Genomic DNA, 25,402 nt, shown 5'->3' on the forward strand with positions numbered 1-25,402 from the left:
GGTGTGTCCCTATATAAAAAATATCAACAATGCGACCTAAAAATATGGGGACGCAATAAAATTGCTTGAAAATCAAAGGGTTATCTTTATTGATGAAATGGCGTCAGTGCATTCCACTAGCGCCTCCACATGAAAATCGGTGATTTGTCCCCATAAATTTGTGGTGCGCCTGCACGAGCGGCGTGAACCCGACGGCCATACACCAGGCGGTGGGGCTATGGTGCGTTGCGGAACTAAGACACAAAACTAAGGCACCCCCGGGGGCCGGCTTGCGCCGCTGCCCGGCGCCGAAGCCGGGACGGAAGCCGGGACGGAAGCCGTCCGGGTGATGGGCGCGCCCCGCCCGGGTCAGGCGCCCGGGCCGCCGTTGCCGTCGGAGGCGGCCGGTGTGTCGGCGGGTTTCTTGCGGGGGCGGCCGCGCTGGCCGGGCGCCACGCGGCGGCTGGCGGTGTGGGCCAGACTGGCGATGAAGTCGGGACCGCCCAAGGCCCATTGGCCGGAAACGGCCTGGTCGATGCGCTGGCTTTGCTCGCGCGACAGGCCTTCTTGCAGGCGGCGCCGGTAATTGGCCTGCCGGTCGAACGGCGTGTTGCCGCAGGCCCAGTAGTCGGCGTGGTCGGACTGCCAAGGCGACGGTGGCGTGGCCGCGGCGGTGTTGCCGGTATGGCTGCCGGCCGATGACCAGGGCCAGGAATCGGGGTCGTGGGCGCTGCCGCTGCGCACCGGGTAGGTTTCAAGCCAGACCAGCGCGGGCAGCACCCAGACGCCTGGTTCGAGCAAGGCCGAGCGGTAGCGTCCGGCGAACACGCGGCCGCCGCGCAGGCGGGCGGCCAGGTTGCGTCCCAGCGTCTGCATCAGGCGCGGCAGGCCTTCTTCGTCGGCGGGCGTAGCCAGCAGCAGGATGCGGTCGTTGGCCAGCACCCAGCCGTGCACCGCGACGCGATGCCGTTGGGCGGAATCGCCCAGCCAGGCTGCCAACTGGTTCAAGACGTCTTGCGGCGCCGGCTGCGACGGGGCGGCCAGCGGCTGGACGAAGTTGGCCTGCACCAGCTGGGGCAGCCCGGGGGCGTACAAACGGGGCAGACGGGCCATAGGGTCGGGGGCGTGGGCAGCCGAAAGAACACGGGAGTCGATCAACTATATATAAATAGTGCCATAACCGTCGAGGGGTCAAGCACCGGTGACAAGCATTTGCATCAAACCCGCAAGTCCGTATATCTGAGCGGGTTAACATCGGGCGTTGCAACGCAGCCTTACCGACACACTGCACAGGAGCCTCGCATGAAGACCAAAGCCGCCGTCGCCTGGAAAGCCGGAGCCCCGCTCACCATCGAAGAAGTCGATCTGGAAGGCCCGCGCGCCGGTGAGGTGCTGATCGAAGTGAAAGCCACCGGCATCTGCCACACCGACTACTACACCCTGTCGGGCGCCGACCCCGAAGGCTTGTTTCCGGCCATACTGGGTCACGAGGGCGCGGGCATTGTGGTGGACGTGGGCGCGGGCGTTACGTCCCTGAAAAAAGGCGACCACGTCATTCCGCTGTACACCCCCGAATGTCGCCAGTGCAAGTTCTGTCTGTCGCGCAAGACCAACCTGTGCCAGGCCATTCGCGCCACCCAGGGCAAGGGCCTGATGCCCGACGCCACCTCGCGCTTCTCGCTGAACGGCAAGCCGCTGCTTCATTACATGGGCACGTCGACCTTCGCCAATCACATCGTGGTGCCGGAAATCGCCGTGGCGAAAGTGCGCGAAGACGCGCCCTTCGACAAAATCTGCTACATCGGCTGCGGGGTGACCACCGGCGTGGGCGCCGTGGTGTACACCGCCAAGGTCGAGGCAGGGGCCAATGTCGTGGTGTTCGGCCTGGGCGGCATCGGCCTGAACGTGATCCAGGGCGCCCGGATGGTGGGGGCCGACAAGATCATCGGGGTCGACCTGAATCCCGGGCGCGAAGCCATGGCCCGCAAATTCGGCATGACGCACTTCGTCAACCCCAAAGACGTAGACAATGTCGTTGACCATATTGTCCAGCTGACGGACGGTGGGGCCGATTACTCGTTCGAATGCATTGGTAATACGCAGGTCATGCGCCAGGCGCTGGAGTGCTGCCACAAGGGCTGGGGCCAGTCGATCATCATCGGCGTGGCCGAGGCGGGCGCCGAGATCAGCACCCGGCCGTTCCAGCTGGTGACGGGCCGCCAATGGAAGGGTTCGGCCTTCGGCGGCGCGCGCGGCCGCACCGACGTGCCCAAGATCGTCGACTGGTACATGGAAGGCAAGATCAACATCGACGACCTCATCACGCACACGCTGCCGCTAGAACGCATTAATGAAGGCTTCGACCTGATGAAGCGCGGCGAGTCGATCCGCTCGGTGGTGCTGTACTAGGCGCGGCGCATTCAAGGAAGCAAGCATGGCAGACCTGGAACTGATTTCTCAGCATCGCTGTTTCGGCGGCTGGCAGCGCTATTACCGCCATGCGTCGGCGCAGATCGGGCTGCCGATGCGGTTTTCGGTGTATGTGCCGCCGCAGGCCGAACATGGCCGCGTGCCGGTGTTGTTCTACCTGGCCGGCCTGACCTGCACCGAGGAAACGTTCATGATCAAGGGCGGCGCGCAGCGGCTGGCCGCCGAATACGGCCTGATGCTGGTGGCGCCCGATACCAGCCCGCGCGGCGCGGGCGTTGCCGGCGAAGACCAGGACTGGGATTTCGGCACCGGCGCGGGCTTTTACCTGGATGCCACCGCCGAGCCGTGGCGCACCCATTACCGCATGGAAAGCTACGTCGTCGACGAACTGCATGGCCTCGTCACCGGCCAGTTGCCCGGCGATGCCGGGCGCGCCGGGATCTTCGGCCACTCCATGGGCGGCCACGGCGCGCTGGTGCTGGCGCTGCGTCATCCCCAGAAATTCCGCTCGGTGTCGGCCTTCGCCCCCATTGCCGCGCCCACGCGCTGCCCATGGGGGCGCAAGGCGTTCAGCGGCTACCTGGGGCCCGATACCGAGGCCTGGAAAGCGCACGATGCCAGCGAACTCATGGCCCGCGCACACCAGCCGTTTCCGCGCGGCATCCTGGTCGACCAGGGGCTGGCCGATGGATTCCTGGCCGAACAGCTGTATCCCGAAGCCTTCGAGCAGGCCTGCCAGCAGGCCGGCCAGCCGCTGACGCTGCGCCGCCACGCCGACTACGACCACGGCTACTATTTCATTGCCACGTTCATGCAAGACCACATCCGGTTCCACGCCGACCGGCTCTAGGCTCGCCCGCGGCATTGCGCCGGCGCTTCCCTCAGCGAGGTTCACCCATTGATAAACGGCTTCGCCCCTTTTGTCTGGATGGCCCTGGCGGCCCTGGTAGTGGTGCTGCCTGGCCTGGCCCTCCTGTTCGGTCGCGGTGGCCCGCGCGATGCCAGCGGGCGGCGCGTGTTCCGCCTGCGGCCCGTGCGGCGCCTGTTCGGCGCCTTGCTGATTGCCCTGGCGGGCGTGTCGGCGATGCTGGCGCTGACCCTGGTGCAGTTCCTGCGCCTGACCACCGACACGCCGGTGGCAAGCGTGCAGATTCACGAACAGGCGCCCGGCCGTTTCCTGCTCACGGCTCAGGCCCCGCCGGACGCGGCGCCGCGCACGTACCCCATGTCGGGAGACCAGTGGCAGATCGACGCCAAGGTGGTGCGCTGGCGCCTGCCGGCGCTGCTGGCCGGGGCGCCGCCGCTGTATGCGTTTGAACGGATATCGGGCCGCTACAGCGATGTGGCGCGCGAGCGTAGCGAGCCGCGCAGCGTGCACGCGCTGGGCGACTGGCCGGTGCCCGACCTGGCGGTGCTGAAGCGGGTGTTCCCCAATTGGTTGCCCTTTGTCGACGTGCAATATGGCAGCGCGGCCTACATGCCCATGCTGGACGGCGCACGCTACACCGTATTCATGGACGCGCGCGGCGCCGTGGTGATCCGGCCCGACGGGCAGGCCACCGAAGAGGCGCTGCAGCGCGCCGGCTGGTAGCGCGCTATGCGTCGTCGAAGTCGCCGGCGCCCAGCTTGATGGGGCCGTCCGACGGCACCCATTGCATCTTTTTTGCAAGCGCCCGGATTTTTTCCTCGGCGCCCTCGAAGGCGCGCAACAGCTCGCTGCCCGTGCCGTCGGCGGCACCGAAATAGCGGCGCAACGCGTCTCCGGAAATTTCGAACGGGCGGGTGACGCCGCCGGTCTCCAGCTCGAAGACCACGTCGTCGCCCTGGGCGCGGGCGCGGGTGGCTTTGGCAAATGCACTCATGAAGGCTCCTTGCAAGGCGGGGGCGCGCGGCCCGGAACGCGCCCTGCGGCAAATGTCATGCCGGGCAGGGCGTCTGGCCCGGCACGCCGCTTGCCGCGTACCTCTATCGGCATTAATTAGGGACGTATGTACCGCGCCGGGTTTGGCCGTCTTTCGACGCCGGTTTCCCGCCCGCTGGGCGGGAACTCTGATGCGCCGCAACAGTCGAATTAGCACTCGCACATAGAGAGTGCTAACATCAATCTGATACAGTCGTTTCCCCTTCCCTGGAGACCGCCGCTATGAAACAACCCAGCAGCTCGTTGGCCTTGTCCGGCAACGCCCTGGCGTTGGCCATCGCCAATCCAGGCTCGCTTGGCACCATCGAAGCCTACATCTCGGCCGTCAACCGCCTGCCGGTGCTCACGGCCGAGCGCGAAACCGAACTCGGCCGTCGTCTGCGCGACCGCGACGATCTCGACGCCGCCCGCGAACTGGTGCTGTCGCACCTGCGCCTGGTGGTCTCGGTGGCCCGTCAATACCTGGGCTACGGCCTGCCCCACGCCGACCTCATCCAGGAAGGCAATGTCGGCCTGATGAAGGCCGTCAAGCGTTTCGACCCCGAGCGCGGCGTGCGCCTGGTGTCGTTCGCCGTGCACTGGATCAAGGCCGAAATCCACGAATTCATCATTCGCAACTGGCGCATGGTCAAGGTGGCCACCACCAAGGCGCAGCGCAAACTGTTCTTCAACCTGCGCAGCATGCGGCCCGACGGCCAGACGCTCGATCCCGAACAGGTCGATCGCATTGCCCAGGAACTGAACGTGCGGCGCGAAGACGTCAGCGAAATGGAAGTGCGCCTGTCCGGCCGCGACCTGTCGCTGGAAAAACAAGACGACGACGAAGAAGCCTTTGCGCCCATTTCGTACCTGTCTGACGAAGGCCGCCAGGAACCCACTCGCGTCCTCGACCGCCGCGACCACGACGAGCTGCAAGGCGCCGGGCTGGCGCATGCCCTGCAGGCGCTCGACGCGCGCTCGCGTCGCATTATCGAAGCCCGCTGGCTGCAAGACGACGGTGGCGTCACGCTGCAGGAACTTGCCCAGGAATTCGGCGTGTCCGCCGAGCGTATCCGCCAGATCGAGTCCGCCGCACTGAAGAAAATGCGCGGCGCCCTGGCCCCCGCCTGACACGGCTTTGGGGGCGTGAGTAACATTTTGATGCAACTTCACGCCGCCCAATTTCATCGGCCTGGAAACTAAATCTTCATCGGGGCGCCTAAACGAATGTAGACCGCATGACCGGTATCCGGTACGCAGTCTTGTCATCCGTTTCGGCTTCTCCTCTTTCCCCTCCCCTATGAAACGGATGCTTGCGGGGCACCTAGCATATCGGTGCCCCTTTTTTTTGCCTGCCGCTTTTGTGCGCCGGCCAGCGGGCCTTCAGGCGGCTTGCGCCTCGCGCCATGTGGCGGCATCGATGCGCCGCACGCCGGTGGCCAACGATCCGTCGCGGTACAGCTTCAGCCATCGGTAGCCCGGCGCGGCGTCGTCCAGTACGTGCCGGCCGTCGCGAATGGCGAACTGGAAACAAGTCGACGGCGTGGCCAGCATGCGCAAGTGATGGCGGCGGCGGTCGAACGCCTGGTGCACATGGCCCCACAGCAGTACGCGCGTGCGCGGCAGGCTGGCCAGTTGCTGGAACAGCGCCTGGGCATTGTCGACCATCATGTCGTCGTGCCACTTGCTGTCCATCTGCACCGGGTTGTGGTGCAGCGCCACCAGAATATGGCGATCGCCCGCCAGGGCGGCGGCGCGCTCCAGCAGGTCGAACTGCGTGTCGTCGATATGGCCGCCATTCGAGCCCGGCACACTGGAATCCAGCAAAATGATGCGCCATGCGCCGATATCGGTGACCGGCTGCGTCCATAGCCCCAGGGCGTGGCGCAAGGCATGCGGGTCGTCGTGGTTGCCGGGCAGGCAGCGCACCGGCCAGTCGGTCTGTTCCAGCAGGGCGCGCAGGCGGCGGTATGCGGCCGGCGAGCCGTCCTGCGCCAGGTCGCCCGTGGCCAGCAGCAGGTCGGGCCGGTGGCCATTGGCGCGCACCAGGTCCAGCACGGCGCGCAGGCTGGCATCGGTATTCACCTGGCACATCACGCTTTCGGGTTCGGCCAGCAAATGAGTATCGGTGAGCTGAACCAACAGGGTCGGTGCGTCGGCGCGGCCGGCGCTGGAATTCGAGGCCGGCAAAGGCGCTCTCCTGCATCAGTGAAACGTCAGTACCTTAAGCCAAAAACCGCCCGCCCCGGGCATCTCTGCGCCGGCGACCCGTAACGAAACGTGGAGACCGCGGCTCGCGGGTAAAAAACGCTATTCTTGGCGTTCCGTACTCGCGTGCTTCATCTGATCGCACTTCATGGATATTGGTTTCATCGTATTTGGCCTGTCCGGGCTGCTGACGCTGGTGTGCTTCATGCCGCCACTTGCTGGACGCGTCAAGCTTCCTTATTCAGTGCTGCTGGCCATTGTGGGCTGCCTGTTGGGCATCGGCCTGCACCTGCATGGCTGGGCGCCGCCCGTGCTGGGCGATCTGTTCGACACGATCGAGCGCTTCGAGATTTCGTCGGAAACCTTCCTGATGGTGTTCCTGCCGGTGCTGTTGTTCGAAACGGCGCTGGCCATGAACGTGCGGCGGTTGATGGACGACATTGGCCCCATCTTGATGATGGCCATCGTGGCCGTCGTGGTGTGCACGGTGGTGGTGGGTTTCGCCGTCAACGCCGTGTCGTCGTACGGGCTGGTGGCCTGCCTGCTGCTGGGCGCCATTGTGGCTACCACCGACCCGGTGGCGGTGGTGGGCATTTTCCGCGAAGTGGGGGCGCCGCGCCGCCTGACCACACTTGTCGAAGGCGAAAGCCTGTTCAACGACGCGGCCTCGATCGCCTTGTATTCGGTGCTGCTGGCGGTGCTGGGCGGCAAGGGCTCATTGTCGGTCAGCGGCGTGTTCAACGATTTTGTCTTCCACTTCGTGGGGGGCGGCATCGCGGGCTATGTAATGGGGCGCGGCGCCTGCCTGCTGTTCGCCTGGCTGCGCGGTTTTCCCACTGCCGAGATCACGCTGACGCTGACGCTGGCCTACCTGTCTTTCTTCACCTCGGAACACTACCTGGGCGTGTCGGGCGTGGTGGCAACCGTGATTGCCGGCCTGGTGGTGGGGTCGGCGGGGCGCACCCGCATGTCGCCCGTCACGTTCGAGCACCTGGCCAGTTCGTGGGAGCAGTTCGGCTTCTGGGCCAATTCGTTGATCTTCCTGTTCGCGGCCATGCTGATCCCGAAGCTGATGGCGGCCGCGGATCTCGAAGAACTGCTGCTGGTGGGCGTGGTGTTCGTGGTGACGCTGGTGGCCCGCGCCATCGTGGTGTTCGGCCTGCTGCCGCTGTTGGGGATGACGCCCCTGGGCACCAAGGTCAGCACCCCTTACAAAACCGTGATGCTGTGGGGTGGCCTGCGGGGCGCGGTGTCGCTGGCGCTGGCGCTGGCCGTCACCGAGCAGACCGCCGTGCCGGAAGCGGCGCGCCAGTTCATCGCCGTGGTCACGACCGGCTATGTGCTGGCGACGCTGTTCGTCAACGGCATCACCCTGCGCCCGCTGATCCGCATGCTGGGCCTGAACCAGTTGTCGCCCGTGGAGCGCACCATCCGCAACCAGGCGCTGGTGGTGGCGTTGGAAGACCTGCAGGGCAAGACCGATGAAGTCGCCAAGACCGACCACATCAGTGGCGAGGCCAGCGAGCGCATCCACGCCGTGTTCGACGCCAGCCTCGCCAGCGTGCACGATGGCCAGCTCAGCCAGATGACCGACGAGCAGCGCGTGGCGGTGGGCCTGGCCATCGTGGCGCAGCGCGAGCAGGAGATGTTTTTCGACATCCTGAAGGCGCAGATCGTCGATTGGCGCATGGCCGAATCGCTGCTGGCGCGCTCCGAGCGGCTGGAAGACGCTATACGCACTGGCGGGCTGGCGGGCTTCGAGCGTGGCATTGAAGCCGATGTGCGCCACTCGAAGGCATTCCGGCTCGCGCTGCGCATGCACTATATGTTTGGATTCCAGGGCTGGCTGGCGCGCGAGCTGGGGCAGCGTTTCGCCAACCTGATGACCAAGCGCTCGGTGGCCCAGCGCCTGATGGCATTCGCGCGCGAGCAGATCGCCCCGCTGCTGGGCGAGGCCGCGGCCCAGCAGATCGTGGCCGCGCACCAGCGTCGCCTGGATCTCATCGAACACGCGCTGCAGGCGCTCAACTTGCAGTACCCGTCGTATTCGCTGTGGCTGCAGGAAAGCCACCTGGGCCGCACCGCGCGCGAGCTCGAACGCATCCGCTACCACGACATGCTTGAGCAGTCCCTGATCAGCGGCGAGGTGTACGCCGACCTGATGGGCCAACTGAAAAGCCGCTGGCGCCACATCGACCGCCACCCGCCGCTGGACATGGAACTGGGCGCGGCCGAGCTGATCACGCGCGTGCCGCTGTTCGAGGGCCTGAGCGCCGATTCGCTGCGCGCCATCAGCAAGCTGCTCAGGCCGCGCCTGGCGTTGCCCGACCAGCCCGTGCTGACGCGCGGCCGGCATGGCCAGGAAATGTGCTTCGTGGCCTCGGGCGCCGTGTCGGTGCAATTGCCCGACGGCACCGCCATCGAGCTGGGCAGCGGCGAATTCTTCGGCGAGCTGGCGCTGCTGGGCAAGCAAAACATCAACCCGGACGTGCATTCGTTGGGCTACAGCAAGCTGCTGATGCTGTCGCTGCGCGACTTCGAGGCGTTGCTGGCGCGCGATCCGGACCTGCGCGAGCGGATCCAGGTCGTGGCCAAGCAGCGGCTGCGCGCCATCGAGGTTTGGAAGCAGTTTTCGCAGACCGGCACGACCACGCCCCCCGAGCCGCCGGCGCCGCCCCGTCCGCCGGCCGAGCCGGCCGATGCCTGATCACGCCAGGACGTGCGCGTGGCCACGCCAGGTGTCTGACTCCCGCAGGGTGTCAGACACCTGCATTGCACTTCAGGCATAAACCGCCCGAACGCGCGGCATCTGCCCGCGCCTAGGTGGTTTCCCGCTGCACCAGGCTGAATCCCAGGTCGACGTGGCGCTGCGCCGGTGGTTGGCCGGCCATTTGCTGCAACAGCAGCGTGGCCGCCGTCAGGCCGATCTGGTAGCGCGGGGTGGCAATGGTGGACAGCGGCGGCGTGGTCCAGGCCGTTCCGGCGAAATCGTGAAATCCCACCAGCCCCATGCGCGCCGGCACGGCGATACCGCGCCGCGCGCACTGGAATACTGCTCCCTGCGCCAGGTCGTCATTGCAGAAAAAGAGCCCGTCGCAATCGGGGTGGCGATCGAGCACCAAATCCAGCAATTCGGCGCCCAGGCCGATGGATGATTTCTGCGGCGTCATGATTTCCAGCGCCGGGTCGTACAGCCCGGCTTCGCGCAAGGCCGCGCGGCCGCCTTCGCAGCGCCGCAGCGAGCGGGGGTCGAGCTGCGCGCCCACGATGCCGATGCGCCGGTAGCCGCGTTCGGCCAGGTGGCGGCAGGCAGCCAGCCCCGAGTCGAACTGCGAGAAGCCCACGCTCAGGTCGGTAGCATCGGCCGGCAGGGTTTCGATGGTGTGCACGGCCGGAATGGCGGCCGTGCGCAGCAACTGCCATACCCCCGGGTTGTGGTCGATGCCGGTCAGGATGACGCCGTCGGGCGAGTGCTGCAGGTAGGTGCGCAGCTGAGCCTCTTCGGCGTCCAGCGAGTATCCCGTCACGCCCACCAGCAGGTGGTAGCCCTGGGCGTCGAGGGTTTCCTTGATGCCGGCGATGATGTCCACGAACACCACATTGCTCAACGAGGGAATCAGCGCCACCACGATGCGCGAGCGCGACGAGGCGAGGGCGCTGGCGGCGTGGTTGGGCACGTAGCCGAGTTCCTGGCAGATGCGCAGGATACGTTCGCGCAGCGCCGGCGCGACTTTGTCGGGCGACCGCAAGGTGCGCGACACGGTAATGGCGCTGACGCCGGCGCGGCGCGCCACCTGCTGCATGGTGATGCGGCCGTCGCGGGTACTGCGGGGCTTGCGTGCCGACATGTCGGAAGGAACCTGGAAAATTGGGTAGTCTGCCGTAAGGGCTTTACAGCCGCCATATGTTAGCGCTAACATCGCACAACATTTAAAAAAGATCAAACGGAGACAAGAAATATGCAGCCTGCTCCCCAGCGCCCGGTCCAGGGCGCGCGTGCATGGCTGGCGCGTGCCGCCGACGCCTGCAGCTGGCTTCAGACCTGGCTGATGGTGGTCTGCCTGGCAGTGATGGTGGTCCTGTTGTTCGGCAACGTCGCGCTGCGCTACCTGTTCAATTCCGGCATCAACGTATCCGACGAGCTGTCGCGGCTGGCCTTTGTGTGGCTGATCTTCCTGGGCGCGGTGCTGGCCCTGCGCGAGCATCAGCACATCGGCGTCACCATGCTGGTGCAGCGCTTCGGGCGCGCGGGCCGCAAGCTTACCCACGTCGCCTGTCAGTTGCTGACGTTGTGGGTGCTGTGGCTGATGGCCGACGGCAGTTGGAAACAGACCGTGATCGGCATGGATACGCGCCTGCCTGTCACCGGGCTGCCCGTGGCCGTGTTCGACGCGGCCGTGCTGTATGCCGCCGTGGCCATGGGCCTGCTGGTGCTCGTCGACCTGGCCCGCGTGCTGGCCGGCGGCGAGCCGCCGCTGGATTCCAGCCCCGAAGACCCGCTCACCTGAGCGTCCGATCTGCTTCCTACGCCTGCCTGACCATGACCCTGACCCTATTCCTGGCGGTGCTGCTGGGGCTGATCGCCCTGGGCATGCCTATCGCGTTCGCGTTGCTGCTCAGCGCGGTCGCGCTGATGTTCCAGCTGAACTTTTTCGATTCACAGATCCTGGCGCAGAACATGCTGTCGGGCGCCAACAGTTTCACGCTGATGGCGGTGCCGCTGTTCATGCTGGCCGGCGAAATCATGAACGCCGGCGGCCTGTCGCGCCGCATCGTCAACATGGCCAGCACGTTCGTCGGCCATATTCCGGGCGGCCTGGGCTATGTGGCCATTTTCGCCAGCGTGCTGCTGGCGGCGCTGTCGGGCTCGGCCGTGGCTGATGCGGCCGCGCTGGGCACGCTGCTGATTCCCATGCTGCGCGACAAGGGCTACAGCGCCGAACAGGCCTCGGGCCTGATCGCCGCGGGCGGCATCGTGGCGCCCATCATTCCGCCGTCTATCTCGTTCATTATCTTTGGGGTGGCCACCAATGTGTCCATTACCAAGCTGTTCTTTGCCGGCATCGCGCCCGGCCTGCTGATGGGCCTGACCCTGGTGGCCGTGTGGACCTGGGTGGCGCGCAGGCATGGCTCTCTGACGCCCACGCCGCGTGAATCCTGGCCGGTTCGCCTGCGCGCGCTGCGCCAGGCGGCCTGGGCATTGATGCTGCCGGTGATCATTATCGGCGGCCTGCGCGGCGGCATCTTCACGCCCACGGAGGCCGCCGTGGTGGCCGCCGTGTACGCGCTGGCGGTCAGCCTGTTCATCTATCGCGAGATCACTGTGCGCGACCTTGGCCGCCTGTTCATCAGCGCGGCCCGCACCACGGCCGTGGTCATGTTCCTGGTGGCCGCGGCCATGGTGTCGTCGTACATGATTACCCTGGCCGACATGCCGCAGGACCTGATCAACCTGCTCACCCCGGTGCTGGACCAGCCCAAGTTGCTGATGTTCTCGCTGATGGTGCTGCTGACCCTGGTCGGCACGGTCATGGACCTGACGCCCACCATCCTGATCCTGGCGCCGGTGCTGATGCCGGTGATTACCAAGGCGGGGATCGACCCTATCTATTTCGGCGTGATGTTCGTGCTGGTGGGCTGCGTGGGGCTGCTGACGCCGCCCGTGGGCACCGTGCTGAACGTGGTGTGCGGCGTGGCGCGCATCAATATGGAAACCATTTGCCGGGGCGTGTGGCGCTACGTAGCCGCCTACACGACCCTGATCGTCATCCTGGTGATCTTCCCGGAGCTGATCACCGTACCCGCGCGCTGGCTCTATTAAAACGGCAGCGACCGCCGCCAGCGCCATCCAGCAACCAAGGAGGAGCAACACCATGTTCAAGACCTGCAAGTACACCCTATTGGCCATGACCCTGGCCGTATCCTGCGCGGCAGCCGGCGCCGCCAGCGCGCAGGACATCAAGCCGCGCTTGATTCGTTTCGGCTACGGCCTGAACGAGGACAGCGTGCAGGGCCGCGCGGCGCGGCACCTGGCGCAAGAGCTGGAAAAACTTAGCGGCGGCAAGCTGAAGATGAAGACGTTCGGTTCGGCCAGCCTGGGCCCGGACGAACAAATGCAAAGCGCGCTGGTGGGCGGCGTGCAGGAAATGATGGTCGGCTCGACCGCGCCGCTGGCTACCATGGTGAAGGAATTCGGCGTATTCGACCTGCCGTTCCTGTTCAACAGCGACAAAGAAGCCGACGCGGTGCTTGACGGCCAGCTGGGCGAAAGCCTGCTGAAGAAGCTGGAAGCCAAGGGCCTGGTCGGCCTGGTGTACTGGGAGAACGGTTTCCGCAACCTGACCAACTCCCGGCACCCCGTGGTGAAGGCCGAGGATCTCGACGGCATCAAGCTGCGCGTGATGCAGAACCAGGTCGCCCTGGGCGTGTTCAATGCCTTGGGTGCGAATGCCGTGCCCATGCCGTTCTCCGAACTGTTCACGGCGCTGGAAACCCGCACGGTGGATGGCCAGGAAAACCCCGTGACCACCATCCAGAGCAGCAAATTCTATGAAGTGCAGCCCTACCTGACCATTACGCGCCACGTGTACACCCCCTGGGTGGTGCTGGCGTCCAAGAAATGGTGGGACACGCTCTCGCCCGACGAGCAGAAGCTGATCCGCCAGGCCGCCGTGGCCTCGCGCGACTTCGAGCGCAAGGACAGCCGCGCCGATTCCACGAAGGCGATGGAAACCCTCAAAGAGCACGGCATGAAGATCAACGTCGTGTCCGAAGAAGAAATCGCCCGCATGCGTGAAAAGGTGCAGCCTGTTGTGGACAAGTACACCCAGGAACTGGGTCCGGACCTGGTCAAAGAGCTGCAAGACGAAATCCGCAAAGCGCGCGGCTGATCGCGCGCCGTGCCGGGCCCGCGCGGGCCCGGCCCCATCGCCCACCGTTGCATCGTAGTGACCGCCATGCCCCAGACGCCCCGCAGACTGCGCAGCCAGAAATGGTTCGACGACCCCTCCCATGCCGACATGACCGCCATCTATGTCGAGCGCTACCTGAATTCCGGCATTACCCGCGCCGAGCTGCAATCGGGCCGGCCGATCATCGGCATCGCCCAGACCGGCAATGACCTGACGCCCTGCAATCGGCATCACCTGCAGCTGGCTGACCGGATCAAGGCCGGCATCCGCGACGCGGGCGGCATTCCCATGGAATTCCCGGTGCATCCGCTGGCCGAGCAGGGGCGCCGGCCCACCGCGGCCCTGGATCGCAACCTGGCCTACCTGGGCCTGGTCGAGATCCTGCATGGCTATCCCCTGGACGGCGTGGTGCTGACCACCGGTTGCGACAAGACCACGCCGGCTTGCCTGATGGCGGCGGCCACGGTCGACATTCCCGCCATCGTGCTGTCGGGTGGCCCCATGCTCGATGGCTGGCACGAAGGCAAGCGGGTGGGGTCGGGCACCGTGATCTGGCATGCCCGCAACCTGATGGCCGCGGGCAAGATCGACTATGAAGGTTTCATGACGCTGGCGACTGCCTCGTCTCCGTCCGTGGGCCACTGCAACACCATGGGCACCGCGCTGTCGATGAACTCGCTGGCCGAGGCGCTGGGCATGTCGCTGCCGGGCTGCGCCAGCATTCCCGCGCCATACCGCGAGCGCGGGCAGATGGCGTATGCCACCGGCATGCGCATATGCGACATGGTGCGCGAGGACATCCGCCCGTCGCACATCCTGACCCGCCAGGCCTTCGAGAACGCCATCGTGGTGGCCTCGGCACTGGGCGCGTCCAGCAACTGCCCGCCGCACCTGATCGCCATTGCGCGCCATGCGGGGGTGGATCTGTCGCTGGACGATTGGCAGCGCCTGGGCGAAGACGTGCCGCTGCTGGTGAACTGTGTGCCGGCCGGCGAATACTTGGGCGAGAGCTTTCACCGGGCCGGCGGCGTGCCGGCCGTGCAACACGAGCTGCATGCGGCCGGCCGGCTGCATGGCGGCTGCCTGACGGTATCGGGCCGCACCGTAAGCGACATTGCGGCGGCCGCGGCCACCCACGACCGCGACGTGATCCGCAGCTATCAGGCGCCGCTGCGGCACCGCGCGGGGTTCATCGTGCTGTCGGGCAACTTCTTCGACAGCGCCATCATGAAAATGTCGGTGGTGGGCGAGGCGTTCCGGCGTTCGTACCTGGAAACGCCGGGCGACGAGAATGCCTTCGAGGCGCGCGCCATTGTTTTCGATGGCCCGGAGGATTACCACGCCCGCATCGAAGACCCGTCCTTGAACATCGACGAGCACTGCATCCTGGTGATCCGCGGTTGCGGCGCCGTAGGCTACCCCGGCAGCGCCGAGGTGGTGAACATGGCGCCGCCGTCGCACCTGCTCAAGCGCGGCATCGATTCGCTGCCCTGCCTGGGCGACGGCCGCCAGAGCGGCACCTCGGCCAGTCCGTCCATCCTGAACATGTCGCCCGAGGCGGCGGTGGGCGGCGGCCTGAACCTGCTGCAGACCGACGACCGCCTGCGCATCGACCTGAATCAGCGTTCGGTCACGCTATTAGTGGATGCCGACGAGATGGCTCGTCGCAAGGCCAACGCCAAGCCCGTGCCGGTTCCGCCGCCGCAGACGCCCTGGCAGGAAATCTACCGCCAGATGGTGGGGCAGCTGTCTACCGGCGGCTGCCTGGAGCCCGCCACGCTGTACCTGCGGGTGGTCGAGACGCGCGGCGACCCGCGCCATTCGCACTGAGAGGGCGACCTTGGTCAGGGGTCTGGCTCCGCAGGTGCCAGACCCCGTGCTGCCGAGACGGCTGTCGCCCACCTCGGTGTCTGGCACCTGCGGCCACTCGCACTGAGAGGGCGGGCGACCTTGGTCAGGGGTCTGGCTCCGCAGGTGCCAGACCCCGTGCTGCTGAGACGGCTGTCGCCCACCTCGGTGTCTGGCACCTGCGGCCACTCGCACTGAGAGGGCGGGCGACCTTGGTCAGGGGTCTGGCTCCGCAGGTGCCAGACCCCGTGCTGCCGAGACGGCCGTCGCCCACTTCGGTGTCTGGCACCTGCGGAGCCAGACCCCTGGAGAAGGCCTGTCGCTGACACCCGCGTAACCAGGCCCCCTGGTCCCGGCCCGCGCCGTCAGATCTCGCCCCGCGCCCGCCGTTGCATGATGTCTTCCAGGATCACCAGCGAGGCTTCTACGGTGAACTCTCCGTCGGCGATGCGGCGCGAGGCTTCGTTGACGGACACGTGCGCGATTTCCATGACTTCGCCGTCGCGGTTGGCCGGCTGCGTGCCGGCCGGCAGCACGCAGGTGCTGGTCAGCAGGTCTTCTACTTGGTAGCCCTCGGGCAGGCGGCGATGCATGCGCAATATCGTGCGCAGCGGCGAACGGCCGCCCAGTTGCGCTGATTCCAGCCCCGCTTCTTCGCCGCATTCGCGCAGCAGCGCCTGTTCCAAGTCTTCGCGGCTGCCGGCCAGGCCGCCCACCAGCGTGTCCCACATGCCTGGATCGGTCGATTTGCTAAGGGCCCGGCGGGCGATCCACAGCCGGCCGTCGGGCGTCCACGCGTTCAGGTGCACCGCCCGGGTCAGCAGCCCCAGCGGGCGCATCGCGGCGCGCTCGATGACGCCAAGGTGTTCGTCGGCGGCCGTCACGTCCAGCAGTTCGTCGCGCCAGCCGCGCAGGCAATCGGCCTCGCGCAGCGTCTGCGCCACGCTGGCCAGCAGCGCATCCAGTTCCGGTCCGGCCGCCAGCCCCGAGCCGATGCGCAACGCGTCGGCCTGCACGCGCGCTGCGGGCAGGCGCCCCAGCGCGTCGCAGGCCGCATGGGTGGCCCAGCCGCAGCAGCGGTCGGCCACGTACAGCGGCCGGGCGAGCTCGGGCGGGTGTTCCTGCACGCGTCGGGCCAATTGCGTGTACAGCGCGGACAGGCGCGCCGGATCGTCATGGGAAAGGGGGTTCGACATGGCGGCGATTTTAGTGCAGCGCCCCGCGGGGCGCCGCCAAATGGGGGCGCTGGAGCACGATTCAAGGGGGCTAAATTACATTGGGTTGCGCGTCCGCTATAATTCTGCGGTTTCTTTGTGATTCGAGTGGGATAGACCGGCCACGGGCCGGCCTTGAACCTGCCGTCTAATAAATTGCGTGTATTCCGCACCTGCCGTCAGGCAGGCGTGGAAACGCCCGCGCCGTGTTTCGAGGTAAGCATGAAGAAGTGGAGAGGGATACTGGGCGCCTGTGCATTGCTTTCGGGCAGTGCCGTCAACGCGCAGGTACAAGACATGCCCGGCGGCCCGAAAGTCGATCAGCTCAACCTGCACGAAGGCGTGACCCAGATCGCGCACGACGTCATGTGGCTGCACTGGCTGCTGCTGATCATCTGTGGCGTGATCTTCATTGGCGTGTTCGGCGTCATGTTCTATTCCATCTGGGCGCACCGGAAGTCGCGCGGGCACAAGGCCGCCACCTTCCACGAGCACCTGGGAGTGGAAGTCGCCTGGACGGTCATCCCCTTCATCATCGTCATCGCCATGGCGCTGCCGGCCACCAAGACCGTGGTCGCCATGAAAGACACCTCCAGTGCCGACCTCACCGTGAAGGTCACCGGCTACCAGTGGAAGTGGGGCTACGAATACCTCGACGGCCCGGCCGCCGGCGTGAAGTTCCTGTCGACGCTGGCCACGCCGCGCGCCCAGATCGAAGGCCGCGAGCCCAAGGGCGAGTTCTACCTGATGGAAGTCGACAACCACCTGGTGGTGCCGGTCGACAAGAAAGTCCGCATCGTGCTTACCGCGGCCGACGTCATCCACTCGTGGATGGTGCCCGACTTCGGCGTCAAGCAGGACGCCATCCCCGGCTTCCTGCGCGACACCTGGTTCCGTGCCGAGAAAACCGGCACCTATCGTGGCCAGTGCGCCGAGCTGTGCGGCAAAGACCACGCTTTCATGCCCATCGTGGTTGAAGTCAAGTCGCAGGCAGACTACGACAAGTGGGTCGAAGAACAGAAAAAGAAAATGGCGGCCAACGCCGACGATCCCAACAAGGAATGGACCAAGGAAGAACTGCTCGCCCGTGGCGAAAAGGTCTTCGGCGCCAATTGCGTGGCCTGTCACCAGGCCAATGGCAAGGGCGTGCCTGGCTCGTTCCCGGCCCTCGACGGCGACAAGACCGTGCTGGGTCCGAAAGACGCGCAAATCCAGACTGTGCTGCACGGCCGGCCGGGTACGGCCATGGCGGCCTTCGGCGGCCAGCTCAACGATGTCGAGATCGCCTCGGTCATCACGTACACGCGCCACGCCTGGAGCAACGCGGGCAAGGGCCAAGATCCCGTGGTACAGCCCAAGGATGTCGTGGCCGCGCGCTGATTCGCGCCGCCCGCTCCGCTAACCGCAACCCGCAACGTCGAGACACACCTGCCGGCCTCCTGGACCGAGGCCGGCAAACAGCAGGAAGGAGTCCATCATGAGCAGCGTCACTGTAGACCACGTGTCGCCCGGCCACGGTCACGAGCACGACGACCACCACCACGCCACGCCCACCGGCTGGCGCCGCTGGCTGTTTGCCACCAACCACAAAGACATCGGGACGATGTACCTCATCTTCTCGTTCGTCATGCTGCTGGAAGGCGGCACGCTGGCCCTGCTGCTGCGCACCGAGCTGTTCGAGCCCGGCCTGCAGTTCTTCCAGCCTGAGCTGTTCAACCAGTTCACCACCATGCACGGCCTGATCATGGTGTTCGGCGCGATCATGCCGTCGTTCGTGGGCTTCGCCAACTGGATGATCCCCATGCAGATCGGCGCGTCCGACATGGCCTTCGCCCGCATGAACAACTTCAGCTTCTGGCTGCTGCCCGTGGCCGCCATCATGCTGACGACCTCGTTCTTCGTGCCCGGCGGCGCCACCGCCGCCGGCTGGACCCTGTACGCGCCGCTGTCGGCGCAAATGGGCCCCGGCATGGACCTGGCCATCTTCGCCATCCACATCATGGGCGCCTCGTCCATCATGGGCGCCATCAACGTCATCGTCACCATCCTGAACATGCGCGCGCCCGGCATGACGCTGATGAAGATGCCGATGTTCTGCTGGACCTGGCTGATCACCGCTTTCCTGCTGATTGCCGTGATGCCCGTGCTGGCCGCCGCCATTACCATGGTGCTGACCGACCGCCACTTCGGCACCGGCTTCTTCAACGCCGCCGCCGGCGGCGATCCGGTGCTGTACCAGCACGTGTTCTGGTTCTTCGGGCACCCCGAGGTCTACATCATGATCCTGCCGGCCTTCGGCATCGTGTCGGCCATCGTGCCGGCCTTTGCCCGCAAGAAGCTGTTCGGCTACGCGTCCATGGTGTATGCCACCTCGGCCATCGCCGTGCTGTCGTTCATTGTGTGGGCGCACCACATGTTCACCACCGGCATGCCCGTCACCGGCCAGCTGTACTTCATGTACGCCACCATGCTGATCTCCATCCCCACCGGGGTGAAGGTGTTCAACTGGATCGCCACCATGTGGCGCGGCTCGATGACCTTCGAAACCCCCATGCTGTTCGCGGTGGGCTTCATCTTCGTGTTCACCATGGGCGGCTTCACCGGGCTGATCCTGTCGGTGGCGCCCATCGACATTCAGGTGCACGACACCTACTACGTGGTGGCGCACTTCCACTACGTGCTGGTGGCCGGCTCGCTGTTTGCCCTGTTCGCGGGCGCCTACTACTGGGTGCCCAAATGGACGGGCCGCATGTACAACGAAAAGCTGGGCAAGCTGCACTTCTGGTCCACGCTGATCTCGTTCAACGTCACGTTCTTCCCGATGCACTTCCTGGGCCTGGCAGGCATGCCGCGCCGCTACGCCGACTACGCCGCGCAGTTCACCACCTTTCACCAGGTGGCCACCATCGGCGCGTTCTGGTTCGGCCTGTCGCAGTTGCTGTTCCTGTACGTCATCGTGCAGTGCTACCGCGGCAAGGGCGCAACGGCGGCCGCCAAACCCTGGGAAGGGGCCGAAGGGCTGGAATGGACCGTGCCGTCGCCGGCGCCGTTCCATACCTTCACCACGCCGCCGGAAGTAAAGTAACCCGTATACCGGATAGAGCAGTCGCGAGTCATGACCCCTGAACAACGCCGCCGCAACAAGACCGTCGGGCTGATCCTGCTGGCAATCGTCATTGCCCTGTTCGCCTGGACATTCTTCCGCGGCTCGGCCATCCTGACCGGCACAGCCGTCAAGTAGGCGGGCATGACTCACGACATCCGCGACGCCTCGCGCCGCAAGCTGAACTTCCTGCAGACGCTCAAGGCGGTGCTGTGGGGCATGTTCGGCGTGCGCCGGGGCGCTGGCTACGAAGAAGACGCCGGCAAGCTCAACCCCGTGCACCTCATCGTGGCGGGCGTGCTGGCCGGAGTCATTTTCGTGACGGTGCTGGTGCTCATCGTGCGCTGGGCCGTGGCCAGCCTGACGTAAGCAGCAAGCATTTCAACAAATCAGTACCAGGGAGAAGACCATGAGTGCAAGCCACTCGGTTCAAGGTAAAGAGGCACCGTACTACTATGTGCCGGCCGACTCGGGCCACCCCGTGCGCACTGCCGTGGCCCTGCTGGCCATGGGCCTGGGCGCGGCCGCCTGGGTCAACGACGTCAGCTGGGGCAAGTGGCTGGTGCTGGTCGGCGTGCTCGGCCTGATCACCGTGCTGTATTTCTGGTTCGGCGATGCCATCCACGAATCCGAAACCGGCCTGAACAGCAAGCGCATCGACCTGTCGTACCGCTGGGGCATGAGCTGGTTCATCTTTTCCGAAGTCATGTTCTTCGCCGGCTTCTTCGGCGCGCTGTGGTACGTACGCACCATCACCACGCCGTGGCTGGGCGATCTCGACCACCAGCTGCTGCTGTGGCCCGACTTCCAGGCCGTGTGGCCCAACTTCGGTCCGGCAGGCGTCGTCGAGCACTTCCAGACTGTCGGCCCGTTCTGGTTGCCCACCATCAACACCGCGCTGCTGCTGTCGTCGGGCGTGACCCTCACCATCGCCCACCATGCGCTGCGCGAGAACCATCGCGGCAAGACTATGTTCTGGCTGGCGGCCACCGTTTTGCTGGGCTTCATCTTCGTGGCCTGCCAGGCCTACGAATACCACCACGCCATCACCGAACTGAACCTGAAGTTCAGCTCGGGCGTGTACGGCTCGCTGTTCTACATGCTGACCGGCTTCCATGGCTTCCACGTCATCATGGGCGCCACCATGCTGACGGTCATCCTGATTCGCCTGGCGCGCGGCCACTTCACCGCCGACCATCACTTCGGCTTCGAAGGCGCCGCCTGGTACTGGCACTTCGTCGACGTTGTGTGGCTGGGCCTGTACCTGTTCGTGTACTGGTTCTGAATAAGTCCCCGCCCCCGAAGCGCTGGCGCGCTTCCCCTCAAGGGGGCGACGCTGCGGACCGGCCAAGCCGGCTCCGCGCGTCCCGGCTTAGGGCAGGCCGGCGCTGATACCGAAAGCGTCTGCGAAGGGCTCGCAAGCTGGCAGATGCGCTCAGCGGCCACGGAACCGGCCGGTCCGGTTCCTATCTAATGCCTGTACTTTCTATCCAGCCCAGGTGATGGGCCAGCAGAACGAACAGGAACAGGGCTACCGATAGCCCGATACGCACGGTCAGGGCATTGACCGTCCGGTTGGTAGAGCCTTTGTCTCTCATCAGGTAGACCAGGGCGGATGCCAGGCTGGCCAGAATGCCGATGAAAGCCAGGCCGACGATTACGCGCATTTTTGGCCTCCGGTTAAAACGGAATTATTGCAGACATGGCTCATTCAGTTCGCCGTACCCTGGCAGCCCTGGTGCTGCTGGGCGTGGCCGTCGCGATCCTGGCTTCGCTGGGCGCGTGGCAGCTGCGGCGCGCTGACGAGCGGCGCGCCCTTCTCGCTGCCATCCAGGCCGGGCGGGCCCAGCCCCCGCTCGCGCTTACGCCCGCCACCGCGCCCGGTGAGCTGAGCGCCTGGCGCCCGGCGCAGGCCCAGGGACAATGGCTGAATCAATACAGCGTACTGCTGGACAATCGCAACCAGGACGGCAGGCCAGGCTATTGGCTGGCCACGCCATTGCTGCTGGAGCCGGCCAGCCGTGGCGCGGTGCTGGTGCTGCGCGGCTGGCTGCCGCGCGCCCTGCCCGGCCAGCCCGCCCCGACGCCGCCCGCGGCGCCGGCCGGGCAGCATAGCGTTATCGGCGAACTCTCGCCACGCGTGCCGCGCCTGTTCGAACTGTGGTCGTTCGGCGGGTCGGCGCAAGGCCAGTTGCCCGCTACACTGCCGGTGCCCGGCGGCGCCCTGCCCCAGGTGCAGAACCTTGAACTGCCGGCCTACGCCCATGCCACCGGACTGGCGCTGCTGCCGGCAGTGCTGATGCAGACGCAGGGCGACGACACCCTGGTGCGCGACTGGCCGCAACCTTCGGTGGACTACAACCAGAACCAGGGCTATGCCCTGCAGTGGTTCTCGTTCGCCGCCATCGCCGCCGCCGCGTGGCTGGCGGTGGCCTGGCGCGGCCTGCGCCGCGGCCGCGGCGCGGTCCGGCCTTGAATTTCACATAACACTCAGGAAACAACTGTGGCTCGCGAAACCTCCACTCCCGCCCCCGCCAAGAAGCGGTCGTTGACGCCGCTGGTGCTGGTATTCCTGTGCACCCTGGCTCCCATCCTGGCCGCCTGGGTGCTGTACAACAACCCGCAGTGGTGGCCCGACGAATCCAGCAACTATGGCACCCTGGTCGATCCGCAGCGCCCCATGCCGGCCGCCAGCGAGCTGCAGCTCACTACCCTCGACGGCCAGCCCTTCGACCTGCAAAGCCTGAAGGGCAAGTGGCTGCTGCTGAGCGTGGGCGAGGCCGCCTGCCCCGAATCGTGCGCGCGCAAGCTGTACATCACGCGCAACTCGCACGCCAGCCAGGGCAAGAATGTCGATCGCCTGGCGCGCGTGTGGTTCATTACGGACGACGCCGAGGTCCCCGCCAAGGTGCTCGAAGCCTACCAGGGCACTGTCATGGTGCGCGCGCGGCCCGAGCAACTGGCGCGCTTCCTGCTGGCGCGCGATACCGTGGCCGGCCAGCCCGGGCTGCTCGATCCCATCTGGGTCATCGACCCGCTGGGCAACCTGATGCTGCAGTTCCCCGCCAACGCCGATGGCGTCAAGGTGCGCAAAGACATCAGCAAGCTGGTCTACAACTCGCGCATAGGCTAGGCGCGCATTCATCATGGAACGCATCAAGCAACGCTACCGCAAGCTGGTCTTTTTCACCTGGTTTTTGACGCTCGACCTCATCATGTTCGGCGCCTTCGTGCGCCTGACCGATTCCGGGCTGGGCTGCCCCGACTGGCCGGGTTGTTATGGCAACGTGACGCCGCTGGGCGCCATGACCGACATCCACCAGGCCTCGCAGGCCATGCCTTTCGGGCCGGTGACCCTGTCGAAGGCCTGGATCGAAATGATCCACCGCTATGTGGGCGCCTTGCTGGGCATGCTGATCATCGCCATCGTGTTCATGGCCTGGCGCTACCGCCGCGAATTGGGCCGCTCGCCCGCGCTGGCGATTACCGCGCTGGTGGCCGTGTGCGTGCAGGGCGCGTTCGGCGCCTGGACGGTCACCCACCGGCTGATGCCCGCCGTGGTCACCGCGCACCTGGTGTTCGGCCTGTCGGTGCTGGCGCTGATGACCTGGCTGTCGGCGCGCGAGCGCCCCCACCTGGCGTTGCCGGCCCATGCGGCGCGCTGGCGGCCGTGGCTGGTGGTGGGCATGGCGCTGCTGCTGGTGCAGATCACGCTGGGCGGTTGGGTAAGCACCAACTATGCCGCGCTGGCCTGCCTGGATTTCCCCACCTGCCACGGGCAATGGCTGCCCGACATGGACTTCCACGGCGGTTTTTCCGTGATTCGCGGGCTGGGCGAGCTGCCCTCCGGCGAAATGATCTCGCAGAACGCCCTGACGGCCATCCACTGGGTGCATCGCAATTTTGCGTTCATTGTGCTGGCCTACCTGGGCGTGCTGGCCTCGCGCCTGCGCGCCGAGCCCGGGCTGCGCGGGCCGGCTACCCTGGCGCTGGCTCTACTGGCCGCGCAGTTGTTCACCGGCCTGACCACCATTTTCTTCCAGTGGCCGCTGCTGATCGCCGTGCTGCACAACGGCGGCGCGGCCGGCCTGACGCTCGCCTGCGTCGTCATGTTGGTGCGCCTGTCCACCGCCGGGCGCGCGCCGGCGTCGGCCACCTGATCGCCAGCGCGTTTAAAATAGCCTTATGACCAGCCTTGCCGCCCCCCAAACCGGACTACTGCGCCAGTACCTCGTGCTGACCAAGCCGCGCGTCACGCAGCTAGCCGTTTTCTGCGCCATCATCGGCATGTTCCTGGCCGTGCCGGGCCTGCCCGACCCGGGCCGGGTGGTGTTCGGCACGCTGGGCATCTGGCTGCTGGCGGCCGCCGCGTTCGCCATCAATTGCCTCATCGAACAGGAAATCGACGCGCGCATGCTGCGCACGGCGCGCCGCGCCACCGCGCGCGGCACCATTTCCGCCGCCCAGGTCATTTCGCTGTCGGGCCTGCTGGGCGGGGCGGGCATGCTGGTGCTGTATCACCTGGTCAACCCCCTGACCATGTGGCTGACCTTCGCCACGTTCGTGGGCTACGCCATCATCTATACCGTCATTCTCAAGCCGCGCACGCCACAGAACATCGTCATCGGCGGTCTGTCGGGCGCCATGCCGCCGGCCCTGGGCTGGGCCGCCGTGGCCGACGCCGTGCCGGCCGAGGCCTGGGTGCTGGTGCTCATCATCTTCATCTGGACCCCGCCGCACTTCTGGGCGCTGGCGCTATACCGCAACCACGACTACGCCAAGGCCGGCCTGCCCATGCTTCCGGTCACGCACGGCCAGCGCTTCACCCGCCTGCACATTCTGCTCTACAGCCTGGCGCTGGTGGCCACCACCACGCTGCCATACATCATCCGCATGAGCGGGCTGCTGTACCTGGCAAGCGCGCTGGCGCTGGGCGGCATGTTCGTGGCCTATGCCTGGCGCCTGTATCGCGAGTACAGCGATGCGCTGGCCCGCCGCCTGTTCCGCTTTTCCATCCTGTACCTGGCGCTGCTGTTCGCGGCCCTGCTGATGGACCACTGGGCCGGCCTGCTGGCCTGATCTCGGAGACCCTGCTTCATGTCCGCGTTTTCCTTCTCCCGCCGCGCGCTGCTGCGCGGCGCGGCGGCGTTCGCCCTGGCCGGCGCCCTGGCCGCCTGCGGTGATCCCGCCCCCAGCTTCAAGGGCAATGACATCAGCGGCACCCAGTTGGGCAAGGGTCTGGCCCTTACCGACCACAACGGCCAGGCGCGCACCCTGCAAGACTTTGCCGGCAAGGTCACGGTGGTTTTCTTCGGCTTCACCCAGTGCCCAGACGTGTGCCCCACCTCGCTGGCCGAACTCTCGCAGGTCATGGAAAAACTCGGCCCGGATGCCGACCGTGTGCAGGTACTAATGATCACGGTCGACCCCGAGCGCGATACGGCCGAAATTCTCAAGCAATATGTAACGACGTTCGATCCACGCTTCCTGGGCCTGACCGGCACTGCCGAACAGATCAAGCAGGCGGCCGCCTCGTTCAAGGCCTACTACGCCAAGGTGCCCACCGAGAACGGCAAGAACTACACCATGGATCACACCGCGGCGTTCTACCTGCTCGACGGCAAGGGCGATTCGCGCGTGCTGGCCAACAACACCATTGGCGTCGACGCCCTGGCCCACGACATCAAGGCCCTGCTGGGGTCGTAGCGTATGCGGCAGGCCCCTTGGCCCTCCGGCCAGGTGTCTGACTCCGAAGGTGTCAGACACCGTACGGTGGAAACAGCAGCCGCCCACCTCGGTGTCTGACACC

Annotated in this window: 25 protein-coding genes; 19 read left to right on the forward strand and 6 right to left on the reverse strand. The window is 66.1% G+C overall.

Translation table 11 applies throughout. From position 1 onward, the window contains the following. Positions 1-348 precede the first annotated feature (348 nt). On the reverse strand, positions 349-1,092 hold the full coding sequence (locus BPET_RS00770; protein ID WP_012247182.1) for a hypothetical protein: 744 nt from the start codon (positions 1,090-1,092) through the stop codon (positions 349-351). 189 nt (positions 1,093-1,281) lie between these two features. On the opposite strand from BPET_RS00770, the gene BPET_RS00775 reads away from it, so the two are divergent. The 3 genes from BPET_RS00775 to BPET_RS00785 are packed head-to-tail and all read left to right on the forward strand — an operon-like array spanning position 1,282 to position 4,000. Continuing rightward, positions 1,282-2,388 carry an S-(hydroxymethyl)glutathione dehydrogenase/class III alcohol dehydrogenase gene (locus tag BPET_RS00775; RefSeq protein WP_012247183.1) on the forward strand — a complete coding sequence of 369 codons (1,107 nt, stop codon included), beginning with the start codon at positions 1,282-1,284 and terminating at the stop codon, positions 2,386-2,388. Between the two features lie 25 nt (positions 2,389-2,413). Then, positions 2,414-3,259, forward strand: a complete 846-nt coding sequence (gene fghA, locus BPET_RS00780; protein WP_012247184.1) for an S-formylglutathione hydrolase — start codon at positions 2,414-2,416, stop codon at positions 3,257-3,259. A gap of 48 nt (positions 3,260-3,307) precedes the next feature. Further along, a complete protein-coding gene (locus tag BPET_RS00785; RefSeq protein WP_041862589.1) occupies positions 3,308-4,000 on the forward strand; it encodes a hypothetical protein in 693 nt (230 codons plus the stop codon). A gap of 4 nt (positions 4,001-4,004) precedes the next feature. Here the strand turns inward: BPET_RS00785 and BPET_RS00790 are convergent, their stop codons facing one another. Next, on the reverse strand, positions 4,005-4,271 hold the full coding sequence (locus tag BPET_RS00790; protein ID WP_012247186.1) for a DUF1488 family protein: 267 nt from the start codon (positions 4,269-4,271) through the stop codon (positions 4,005-4,007). A 281-nt stretch (positions 4,272-4,552) separates the two neighbouring features. Between BPET_RS00790 and rpoH the strand changes: the two genes are divergently transcribed. After that, positions 4,553-5,440 (forward strand): RNA polymerase sigma factor RpoH, encoded by an 888-nt coding sequence (rpoH, locus tag BPET_RS00795; protein WP_012247187.1) that lies wholly within the window; start codon positions 4,553-4,555, stop codon positions 5,438-5,440. Positions 5,441-5,692: 252 nt separating this feature from the next. On the opposite strand, the gene BPET_RS00800 is transcribed toward rpoH, so the two are convergent. After that, positions 5,693-6,499, reverse strand: a complete 807-nt coding sequence (locus tag BPET_RS00800) for a phosphodiesterase (protein WP_012247188.1) — start codon at positions 6,497-6,499, stop codon at positions 5,693-5,695. Between the two features lie 166 nt (positions 6,500-6,665). Here BPET_RS00800 and BPET_RS00805 point away from each other — a divergent pair, with 166 nt between their 5' ends. Beyond that, entirely contained in the window at positions 6,666-9,224 is a 2,559-nt protein-coding gene (locus BPET_RS00805; RefSeq protein ID WP_012247189.1) for a cation:proton antiporter, read from the forward strand. 112 nt (positions 9,225-9,336) lie between these two features. On the opposite strand, the gene gntR is transcribed toward BPET_RS00805, so the two are convergent. Beyond that, on the reverse strand, positions 9,337-10,365 hold the full coding sequence (gntR, locus tag BPET_RS00810; protein WP_012247190.1) for an HTH-type transcriptional regulator GntR: 1,029 nt from the start codon (positions 10,363-10,365) through the stop codon (positions 9,337-9,339). A gap of 111 nt (positions 10,366-10,476) precedes the next feature. Here gntR and BPET_RS00815 point away from each other — a divergent pair, with 111 nt between their 5' ends. From BPET_RS00815 to BPET_RS00830, 4 genes are all read left to right on the forward strand, one after another. After that, positions 10,477-11,025 carry a TRAP transporter small permease gene (locus BPET_RS00815; RefSeq protein WP_041862590.1) on the forward strand — a complete coding sequence of 183 codons (549 nt, stop codon included), beginning with the start codon at positions 10,477-10,479 and terminating at the stop codon, positions 11,023-11,025. A gap of 32 nt (positions 11,026-11,057) precedes the next feature. Continuing rightward, positions 11,058-12,338: a TRAP transporter large permease gene (locus tag BPET_RS00820; protein ID WP_012247192.1), complete on the forward strand. Its 1,281-nt coding sequence runs from the start codon at positions 11,058-11,060 to the stop codon at positions 12,336-12,338. A gap of 52 nt (positions 12,339-12,390) precedes the next feature. Continuing rightward, positions 12,391-13,407 carry a TRAP transporter substrate-binding protein gene (locus tag BPET_RS00825; RefSeq protein WP_012247193.1) on the forward strand — a complete coding sequence of 339 codons (1,017 nt, stop codon included), beginning with the start codon at positions 12,391-12,393 and terminating at the stop codon, positions 13,405-13,407. Between the two features lie 66 nt (positions 13,408-13,473). Next, complete coding sequence (locus tag BPET_RS00830; protein ID WP_012247194.1) at positions 13,474-15,258, forward strand: IlvD/Edd family dehydratase; 1,785 nt, start codon at positions 13,474-13,476, stop codon at positions 15,256-15,258. A gap of 383 nt (positions 15,259-15,641) precedes the next feature. On the opposite strand, the gene BPET_RS00835 is transcribed toward BPET_RS00830, so the two are convergent. Further along, positions 15,642-16,472: an NUDIX hydrolase gene (locus BPET_RS00835; RefSeq protein WP_081482948.1), complete on the reverse strand. Its 831-nt coding sequence runs from the start codon at positions 16,470-16,472 to the stop codon at positions 15,642-15,644. Between the two features lie 240 nt (positions 16,473-16,712). Here BPET_RS00835 and coxB point away from each other — a divergent pair, with 240 nt between their 5' ends. The 5 genes from coxB to BPET_RS00860 all read left to right on the forward strand — a co-directional run bounded on the left by coxB (position 16,713) and on the right by BPET_RS00860 (position 20,878). After that, positions 16,713-17,870, forward strand: a complete 1,158-nt coding sequence (gene coxB, locus BPET_RS00840; protein WP_012247196.1) for a cytochrome c oxidase subunit II — start codon at positions 16,713-16,715, stop codon at positions 17,868-17,870. 97 nt (positions 17,871-17,967) lie between these two features. Then, complete coding sequence (ctaD, locus tag BPET_RS00845; protein ID WP_012247197.1) at positions 17,968-19,575, forward strand: cytochrome c oxidase subunit I; 1,608 nt, start codon at positions 17,968-17,970, stop codon at positions 19,573-19,575. 30 nt (positions 19,576-19,605) lie between these two features. Beyond that, positions 19,606-19,731, forward strand: coding sequence for a cytochrome oxidase small assembly protein (locus BPET_RS27240; RefSeq protein ID WP_012247198.1), 126 nt, complete (start codon positions 19,606-19,608; stop codon positions 19,729-19,731). Between the two features lie 6 nt (positions 19,732-19,737). Next, a complete protein-coding gene (locus tag BPET_RS00855) occupies positions 19,738-19,962 on the forward strand; it encodes a DUF2970 domain-containing protein (RefSeq protein ID WP_012247199.1) in 225 nt (74 codons plus the stop codon). A 40-nt stretch (positions 19,963-20,002) separates the two neighbouring features. Next, entirely contained in the window at positions 20,003-20,878 is an 876-nt protein-coding gene (locus BPET_RS00860) for a cytochrome c oxidase subunit 3 (RefSeq protein ID WP_012247200.1), read from the forward strand. 181 nt (positions 20,879-21,059) lie between these two features. Here the strand turns inward: BPET_RS00860 and BPET_RS00865 are convergent, their stop codons facing one another. Next, positions 21,060-21,260, reverse strand: coding sequence for a twin transmembrane helix small protein (locus tag BPET_RS00865; RefSeq protein WP_012247201.1), 201 nt, complete (start codon positions 21,258-21,260; stop codon positions 21,060-21,062). Positions 21,261-21,295: 35 nt separating this feature from the next. On the opposite strand from BPET_RS00865, the gene BPET_RS00870 reads away from it, so the two are divergent. From BPET_RS00870 to BPET_RS00890, 5 genes are read left to right on the forward strand one after another with little or no spacing between them, the layout of a single operon-like run. Then, positions 21,296-22,069 (forward strand): SURF1 family protein, encoded by a 774-nt coding sequence (locus tag BPET_RS00870; RefSeq protein WP_012247202.1) that lies wholly within the window; start codon positions 21,296-21,298, stop codon positions 22,067-22,069. A 27-nt stretch (positions 22,070-22,096) separates the two neighbouring features. After that, positions 22,097-22,726 (forward strand): SCO family protein, encoded by a 630-nt coding sequence (locus tag BPET_RS00875; RefSeq protein ID WP_012247203.1) that lies wholly within the window; start codon positions 22,097-22,099, stop codon positions 22,724-22,726. A 13-nt stretch (positions 22,727-22,739) separates the two neighbouring features. Beyond that, the gene (locus BPET_RS00880) at positions 22,740-23,753 is read left to right on the forward strand and encodes a COX15/CtaA family protein (protein WP_012247204.1); all 1,014 of its coding nucleotides are present in this window, start codon (positions 22,740-22,742) and stop codon (positions 23,751-23,753) included. A gap of 25 nt (positions 23,754-23,778) precedes the next feature. Continuing rightward, entirely contained in the window at positions 23,779-24,672 is an 894-nt protein-coding gene (cyoE, locus tag BPET_RS00885) for a heme o synthase (RefSeq protein WP_012247205.1), read from the forward strand. Between the two features lie 18 nt (positions 24,673-24,690). Then, positions 24,691-25,299, forward strand: a complete 609-nt coding sequence (locus tag BPET_RS00890; RefSeq protein WP_012247206.1) for an SCO family protein — start codon at positions 24,691-24,693, stop codon at positions 25,297-25,299. Positions 25,300-25,402: the final 103 nt, after the last annotated feature.

Origin of the sequence: Bordetella petrii (assembly GCF_000067205.1) — a bacterium.
GTDB classification, from domain to species: domain Bacteria; phylum Pseudomonadota; class Gammaproteobacteria; order Burkholderiales; family Burkholderiaceae_B; genus Bordetella_A; species Bordetella_A petrii.